General features: G+C 71.8%; 6 protein-coding genes. 4 read left to right on the forward strand and 2 right to left on the reverse strand.

Annotation, left to right across the window (positions count from 1 at the left end; translation table 11 throughout):
* Positions 1-23: 23 nt before the first annotated feature.
* A complete protein-coding gene (locus B7X32_RS15620) occupies positions 24-530 on the reverse strand; it encodes a GNAT family N-acetyltransferase (protein ID WP_292721578.1) in 507 nt (168 codons plus the stop codon).
* 141 nt (positions 531-671) lie between these two features.
* Here B7X32_RS15620 and B7X32_RS15625 point away from each other — a divergent pair, with 141 nt between their 5' ends.
* From B7X32_RS15625 to B7X32_RS15640, 4 genes are all read left to right on the forward strand, one after another.
* Entirely contained in the window at positions 672-1,235 is a 564-nt protein-coding gene (locus B7X32_RS15625) for an acyl-CoA thioesterase (RefSeq protein WP_292721581.1), read from the forward strand.
* Between the two features lie 141 nt (positions 1,236-1,376).
* Positions 1,377-5,273 carry a bifunctional proline dehydrogenase/L-glutamate gamma-semialdehyde dehydrogenase gene (locus B7X32_RS15630; RefSeq protein WP_292721583.1) on the forward strand — a complete coding sequence of 1,299 codons (3,897 nt, stop codon included), beginning with the start codon at positions 1,377-1,379 and terminating at the stop codon, positions 5,271-5,273.
* Between the two features lie 161 nt (positions 5,274-5,434).
* Positions 5,435-6,307: a dimethylargininase gene (ddaH, locus tag B7X32_RS15635; RefSeq protein ID WP_292721585.1), complete on the forward strand. Its 873-nt coding sequence runs from the start codon at positions 5,435-5,437 to the stop codon at positions 6,305-6,307.
* Positions 6,307-7,575: an aminotransferase class III-fold pyridoxal phosphate-dependent enzyme gene (locus tag B7X32_RS15640; RefSeq protein WP_292721588.1), complete on the forward strand. Its 1,269-nt coding sequence runs from the start codon at positions 6,307-6,309 to the stop codon at positions 7,573-7,575. The genes ddaH and B7X32_RS15640 overlap by 1 nt, the downstream gene beginning before the upstream one ends.
* Positions 7,576-7,597: 22 nt before the next feature.
* Here the strand turns inward: B7X32_RS15640 and B7X32_RS15645 are convergent.
* Positions 7,598-8,280 (reverse strand): pseudouridine synthase (locus tag B7X32_RS15645; RefSeq protein WP_292721591.1); only part of this gene is annotated, 683 nt, incomplete at its 5' end.

Here is an 8,280-nt window from a genome sequence, read left to right on the forward strand (position 1 = left end):
AGAGACGCGACGCGCGACCAGGGTCAGCGCACGAAGCGGACTTCCTTGATGGTCTCGCCGAGGAAGGGCTCCTGCTGGCTGGCGCCGTCGAGGGTGAAGCCGTTGCGCACGTAGAAGCGGTGCGCGCGGGGGTTGTCCTCCGCGACCCAGAGGTAGCAGTTCTCGCCGGCGCCGACGGCGGCCTCGAACAGGCGCTGGCCGATGCCGGTGCCGTGCCAGGCGTCGAGGAGGTAGATGAAGTAGAGCTCGCGCTCCGCCGGGGGGTTCTCGTCCCGCGCAGGACCGGAGCCGACGAAGCCGACGATCTCGCCGTCGACGAGCGCCGCGCTCATGCGGTACTCCTCGCCCTGGGAGGCCCAGTGCGTCCACAGCTCGGCGAGCCGCTTGGGCGAGACCGCCTCGAGCGTGGCGGTGCTGATCAGGTGGTCGTAGGTCTCGTGCCAGCACTTCGCGTGCACACGGCCGAGCGCTTCGGCATCGACATCGCGAACGGGCCTGACGGTGACGGTGGGAAGGGCTTCGGCGCTCATGTTCGCGACTCTACGCGCGCCGTGCGCGGACGCGAAATCGAGTGACGACAAGCATTTCCGGCAGGTTTCTCGTGTCGGATCATCTGTCGGGATCCGACAATCGATCATGGGATTCCGTGCCGGATTCACTACGCTCCTCGTGTGAACGTGATCTGGCGCACTCTGCTCGTCATCCTCTCCGCCCGCCGGCGCTCCCGCCGAGGGCAGACTCTGGCTCCGACGGCGGTCGGGCGCATCCGCCTCACCACGCTTCCGACGGATCTGGACATCCTGCGGCACATGAACAACGGCCGGTATCTGTCCCTCTTCGACCTCGGCCGGTGGGACCTGCTGATCCGCACGGGGCTGTTCGACGCCATGAAGGAGCGCGGCTGGTATGCCGTGGTCTCGAGCGAGACCATCACCTTCCGCAAATCCCTCGAGCTGTGGCAGCGCTTCGACGTCGAGTCCCGCTTCATCGGGCACGACGACAAGGCGCTGTTCATGGAGCACCGAGCCGTGGTGGACGGCGAGGTCTACGCCAAGGTGATCGTGCGCGCGCGCATGCTGCGCCGCACCGGCGGGACCGTCTCGCACGAGGAGTTCTTCGGGGCGCTGGGCCGCCCGGAGGACGTGCCGGGCGTCGAGGACTGGATCCACGACTGGGCCGCCGCATCGGCGCTGCCGCCGACCAAGGCGCCCGCGCCGAGCGTCTGGGCCGACTGAGGCGGCAGCCCTCGCGTCGGCGCACGGCAGAGAGAGCGGCGCGGAGGGCGTGCCGCGGGGCCGTGCGCCGCGAGGAGCGCCATGCTGGAGGGGAGCATTCCGCGCCCACCCCGAAGGCGCGAGGCGGGAAGGACGGAACCGATGCCGCAATGGCTGAACGCCGCCGAGACCGAGCGCGCCCGCCGGGCCGTCGTCCTCGCCCAGCGCTGGATCGACGAAGCGGCCGCCGCGCATGCGGATCCGGCCGCCGAGCGGCTCGCCGGGGTGCTCCGGGATCCGAACGGGCTGCCGTTCACGCTCGGCTTCGTCGATGACGTGATGCGGCCGGAGAGTCTCGGCGCTGCGGCCGCCGGGCTGAACCGCGTGGCGCCTCTCGTGCCCGGATTCCTGCCCTGGTACCTGCGCGCCGCGGTCCGCGCGGGCGGGCTCGTGGCGCAGGGGCTCCCCGCGCCCACCGTGCCGATCGCGCGCACCGTGCTGCGCGAGATGGTCGGCCACCTCATCGCCGACGCGCGCCCCGCCAAGCTCACCCCGACGATCGCGAAGCTGCGCGCCGGCGGGGCGAGGCTCAACCTCAATCTGCTCGGCGAGGCCGTGCTCGGGGAGGACGAGGCGCAGCGGAGGCTGGACGGGATCCACGAGCTCATCCGCCGCGACGACGTCGACTACGTCTCGGTCAAGGTCTCGGCGGTCGTGAGCCGCATCTCGATGTGGGCGTTCGACGAGGTCGTCGAGCAGGTCGCGGAGCGGCTGCTGCCGCTGTACCTGACGGCGGCAGGAGATCCGTGGGCGTCGACGAGCCCGAAGAGCGCGCAGACCTTCATCAACCTGGACATGGAGGAGTACCGCGATCTCGACCTCACGATCGCGGTGTTCACGCGGATACTGGAGGATCCGCGGCTCAAGGATCTCGAGGCGGGCATCGTGCTGCAGGCGTACCTGCCCGATGCCCTGCCGGCCCTGAGGGAGCTGACCGCGTGGGCGAAGGATCGCTTGGACCACGGCGGCGCGCCGATCAAGGTGCGCCTCGTGAAGGGGGCGAACCTCGCGATGGAGCGCGTGGAGGCCGCCCTGCACGGCTGGACGCCGGCGCCCTACGACACCAAGATCGACACCGACGCGAACTACCTGCGCTGCCTGGACGAGGCGTTCACCCCCGAATCCGTTCGCGCCGTGCGCATCGGCATCGCCGGTCACAACCTCTTCGACATCGCGTACGCATGGCTCCTCGCGGGCGACCGCGGCGTGCGGCCCTCGACGGGGCTGCTGCCCGCGGACGCCGAGCGAGGACGCCAGGAGGGCGACCGAGACGAAACGCGCCCCGACGCAGAAGGCGTTCGCCCCGATCGCTCGGCGACCGCGGGAGCGGCGTCCGGATCCGCGCCGATCGAGTTCGAGATGCTGCTCGGCATGGCGCAGGGCCAGGTCGAGGCGGTGAGCCGGGAGGTCGGGCACGTGCTGCTCTACGTGCCCGTCGTGAAGCCGCGCGAGTTCGACGTCGCGATCAGCTACCTGGTGCGGCGCCTCGAGGAGACCGCCTCGCCGGAGAACTTCCTCTCCTCGGCCTTCCGGCTCCACGAGGATCCGGATGCGCTGGACCGCGAGATCAACCGCTTCGCCCTCTCGCTCGAACGCTCCGCCGACCCCGCGCTGCCCGCGCGTCCGCGCCGCAGACAGAACCGGCTCGCCCCGGTGCACGAGTCCGCCGCCCTCACCACGGATCCGGACGCAGATTCCGCCGCGCTCACCCAGGCCGTGCTCGGGATCGCCGAGGCCGCGGATCCCGGCGACACCTTCGTGGAGACGGCCGTCTTCGCCGCGCGCGAGGACGAGTCCGCGATCGCCGCGGGCGCCCCGGGCTTCCGCAACGCGGTCGACAGCGATCCGGCGCTTCCGGCGAACCGGGAGTGGGCGCGCGAGATCCTCGCCCGCATCCCGGGATCCACGACCGGGGACGGGATCGTGCGCAGCGCCCGCGTGACCGATGCGGAGGAGCTCGAGCGCATCCTGTCCCGCGTGCGCGCTGCGGCCGGGGCGTGGGGTGCGCGCCCGGCGGCCGAGCGCGGGGAGGTGCTGCTGCGGATCGCCGCCGTGCTCGAGTCGCGCAGAGCCGAGCTCATCGAGGTCGCCGCGGCCGAGACGGGCAAGGTGATCTCCGAGGGCGACGTGGAGGTCAGCGAGGCCGTCGACTTCGCCCGGTACTACGCCGCGAAGGCCCGCGAGCTCGACGCGGTCCCCGGGGCCGCGTTCGTGCCGTCGCGGGTCACCGTCGTCGCCCCGCCGTGGAACTTCCCGCTGTCGATCCCCGCCGGTGGCGTGCTCGCCGCGCTCGCCGCGGGATCCGGCGTCGTGTTCAAGCCCGCCCCGCAGGCGCGGCGCTCGGCCGCCGTGATCGCCGCCGCGCTCTGGGACGCCGGGATCCCGAGGGACCTCCTCGCGTTCGTCGACATCTCCGAGGGCGAGCTGGGCCGGGAGCTCATCGCCCACCCCGACGTCGACCGGGTCATCCTCACCGGATCCTTCGAGACCGCAGCGCTGTTCCGCAGCTGGCGTCACGACCTCGCGCTGCACGCCGAGACGAGCGGGAAGAACGCGATCGTGATCGCGCCCTCCGCCGACCTGGACCTCGCGGTCGCCGACCTCGTGAAGAGCGCGTTCGCGCACGCCGGGCAGAAGTGCTCCGCGGCATCGCTCGCGATCCTGGTGGGCCCCGTGGGTCGCTCCCGACGGTTCGCACGGCAGCTCGTGGACGCGGCCCGATCGATGCACGTGGCCTGGCCCGAGGACCCGCGCGCCGAGGTCGGGCCGGTGATCGAGCCGCCGCAGGGCAAGCTGAAGTGGGCGCTCACCGAGCTCGACCCGGACGAGAAGTGGCTGCTGAAGCCGCGCGAGATCCCCGGATCCGAGGGGCGGCTGTGGACGCCCGGCATCCGCCTCGGGGTGCAGCCGGGGTCGCGCTTCCACCGCGAGGAGTTCTTCGGGCCGGTGCTCGGCATCATGCACGCGCCGACGCTCGCGCGGGCGGTCGACCTGCAGAACGCCGTGGACTACGGCCTCACTGCGGGGCTGCACACGCAGGATCCGGCCGATCTCGCGCTCTGGCTCGACCGCGTGCAGGCCGGCAACCTGTACGTGAACCGCGGGATCACGGGCGCGATCGTGCAGCGTCAGCCCTTCGGCGGCTGGAAGCGCTCCTCTGTCGGCACCGGCGCCAAGGCGGGCGGGCCGAACCATCTCATCGGGCTGGGATCCTGGCGCGACACCGGCGGCGCCGGATCCACGACCCTGCACCTGCGCGGGCTGGACTCGCGGATCACCGCGCTCATCGAGGCCGCGCAGCCGTCGCTCGACTACACGGCGTTCGAATGGCTGCGCCGCGCGGCGCTCTCGGACGCGCTGGCCTGGGATCGCGAGTTCGGGCGGGTGCGCGACGTCTCGCGCCTCGGCGTGGAGCGCAACCTGTTCCGGTACCGCTCGGTGCCGGTCGCCGTGCGCGCGACGGGAGAGGCGCCGCTGCGCGCGCTGCTGCGGGTGGCGATCGCAGCGATCCGCGGCGGGGGCGCGTTCACGCTCTCCTCGCCGATCGGCCTTCCCGCCGCGGTGCGCCGCGTGCTGGGCGAGGCCGGCGTCACCGTGTTCGTGGAGAGCGACGAGGAGTGGACCCAGCGGTTCACAGGCCCTGCCGCGCCCGCGGACGGATCCGAGCTGCTCCCGCCCGAACTGCTCCCGTCGCAGAAACTGCCGGAAAGCCGGACGGAAAGCGGCAGAGATCGCGACGGGAGCGAGAGGGGAACCGCGGTCGAGGGGGCGCCGGCACGTCCGAACCGCGTGCGCATCGTGGGGGCGGCGGACGACGTCGCGGCCCTGCACGCCGCGCTCGCCGAGGCCGTGCAGGGGGATCCGGATCTGGCGATCTTCGCCGGCGAGGTGACCACGGCCGGCCGGATCGAGCTGCTGCCGTTCCTGCACGAGCAGGCCATCGCGATCACCGCGCACCGCTACGGCAACCCGGACGACTGGAGCGCGGGGGTGATCTGAGCCGGCGCCGCGCCGTGATGGCCACGTCCAGCCTCGGATGAGACAATGGACGACGGCGTGCCCGTGTCGCATCTTCTCCCCGCATCCACGATGTGCCGGATCGAAGGACCGCCGGGCCTCAGGACAGCGTCCGCCGCGACCGAAGATTCGCAAGGAGCCTCATGTCGACGCCTGAGACCGCCACCGCCACGCCGGCCCGCACCGCGCACCACCGCCGGTACCTGATGTGCAAGCCGGAGCACTTCACGGTGAACTACAGCATCAACCCGTGGATGGAGCCGGCCAACCCGACGGACACGGCCAAGGCCGTCGCGCAGTGGCAGAAGCTGTACGACCTGTACCTCGAGCTCGGCCACGAGGTCGAGCTGATCGAGCCGCTCGCCGGCTACCCGGACATGGTCTACACGGCCAACGGCGGCTTCGTGATCGGCGGCCGCGCCTACGTGCCGTCGTTCTACTACGCGCAGCGCCAGGGCGAGGCCCCCGCGTTCGCGGACTGGTTCCGCGCGCACGGCTTCGACACCGTGATGCCGAAGGAGATCAACGAGGGCGAGGGCGACTTCCTGCTCGCCGGCGACGTGATCCTGGCAGGCACGGGCTTCCGCTCGGCCGGCGACAGCCACCGCGAGGTGAGCGAGGTCTTCGGCCGCGAGGTCGTGACGCTGACGCTCGTCGACCCCCGCTTCTACCACCTCGACACGGCGCTCACCGTGCTCGACCCCGTGGTCGGCGAGGAGAACGGCGGCCCCGCGGCCGCCAACATCGCCTACCTGCCGCACGCCTTCGATGACGCCAGCCGCGCGGTGCTGGAGGAGCGCTTCCCCGACGCGATCCTGGTCTCGGACGAGGACGGCGCCGTGTTCGGCCTGAACTCCGCGAGCGACGGCTACAACGTCATCATCTCGCCGCGCGCCACGGGCTTCGAGAAGCAGCTGCGCGAGCGCGGCTACAACCCGATCATGGTCGACCTCAGCGAGCTGCTGCTCGGTGGCGGCGGCATCAAGTGCTGCACCCTGGAACTGCGGGGCGCGTGATGACGCCGGAGCAGGTCAGGGAGTTCGCCGAGCACGGGACGATCGCCGGCCAGGATCCGGATGCCGGCACGGAGCCGCATGTGGCGCGCAACTACGCGCCGCTCGACGTGACGATCGCCCGCGGCGAGGGCGCCTGGGTGACCGACGTCGAGGGCAAGCGCTACCTCGACCTGCTCGCCGCCTACTCGGCCGTCAACTTCGGACACCGGCACCCCGCGCTCGTCGCGGCGCTCGAGGAGCAGCTGGGCCGCGTCGCGCTCACCAGCCGCGCCTTCCGCAACGACCGGCTCGAGCCGTTCGCTGCGGCGCTCGCGCGCCTGTGCGGCAAGGATCTGGTGCTGCCGATGAACACCGGCGCCGAGGCGGTCGAGACCGGCATCAAGGTCGCGCGGGCCTGGGGCTACCGGGTCAAGGGCGTGCGGCCTGACGCGGCGCGCATCGTCGTCGGGCACGGCAACTTCCACGGGCGGACCACGACGATCGTCGGCTTCAGCGACGACGAGTCGGCGCGCGACGGGTTCGGCCCGTTCACGCCCGGTTTCGACGCCGTGCCCTATGGGGATGCCGAGGCGATCGCCGCCGCGATCACCGAGGACACGGTCGCGGTGCTCATCGAGCCGATCCAGGGCGAGAGCGGCGTCGTCATCCCGCCCGAGGGGTTCCTGCGACGGGTGCGCGAGATCTGCGACGAGCGGAACGTGCTGTTCATCGCCGACGAGATCCAGTCCGGCCTCGGTCGCGTGGGCGAGACCTTCGCGTGCGACAGGGAGGGCGTCGTGCCCGACCTGTACCTGCTCGGCAAGGCGCTCGGCGGCGCGCTGGGCGGCTTCACCACCGGCCCGGCCGAGGTGATCGAGATGCTGCGCCAGCGCTCGCGCCCCTACCTGTTCTCCAACTCGCTGCCGCCGCACGTGGTGGCCGCGGCGATCAAGGTGTTCGACATGCTCGAGAGTGCCGGCGAGCTGCGCACCAGGGTGCAGGAGAACACCGCCTACTTCCGCGAGCGGATGACCGCTGCCGGCTTCGACATCAAGCCGGGCGTGCACCCGATCGTGCCGGTGATGATCTATGACGCGCCGAAGGCGCAGGCGATGGCCAGCGCGCTGCTGGAGGAAGGCATCTACGTCACCGGCTTCTTCTACCCGGTGGTGCCGCAGGGCCAGGCGCGCATCCGCACCCAGATGAGCGCAGCGCATACCCGCGAACACCTGGACCGCGCGATCGACGCCTTCACCCGCATCGGCAAGCAGTTGGGCGTGATTGGCTGAGCCCTCTTCGCCGCGCCACGGCTCAGCCGCGACGCAGCGCCTGCACCTCGTCCACGGTGAGGTGCCGCCACTGGCCCTTGGGCAGCTCGCCCAGGGCCAGCGGACCGATCGCCACGCGGATCAGGCGCAGCACGCCGATGTCGTGCGCCGCGAGCAGCCGGCGGATGTGGCGATTGCGCCCCTCGTCCAGCACGACTTCCAGCCAGGCGTTCTTCTCGCCTTCGCGCAGCACGTCCACCGCCACCGCACCCAGCCGCTCGCCGGCATCGACGACGCCGGCACGCAGCTTCGCGAGCAGGGCCTCGTCCGGGCGGCAATCGACTTGCACATGGTAGGTCTTGTCCACGTGATGCTTCGGTTCGGTGAGTCCGGCCGCCCACCCGGTGTCGTTGCTCAACAGCAGCAGGCCTTCGCTGGCCCGATCGAGCCGGCCGACCGGGCCGAGCCACGGTAGTCCGGCCTCCTCCAGCAGGCCGTAGACGGTGTCGCGGCCGCGTTCGTCCGCCGCGCTCACCACCACCCCGCGCGGCTTGTTGAGGGCGATGTAGACCCGTTCGGCGGCACCGACCGGACGGCCGTCCAGCGTCAGGCGCTCGCGCTCGGCGTCGGTGGGGCGCTCCGGATCGCGGATGCAGCGACCATCGACCGTCACCCTGCCCTCGCGCACAGCCTGTTCGGCCTGGCTGCGCGAGCACACGCCGAGCT

The organism is Microbacterium sp. 13-71-7 (genome assembly GCF_002257455.1).
Lineage (GTDB): Bacteria > Actinomycetota > Actinomycetes > Actinomycetales > Microbacteriaceae > Microbacterium.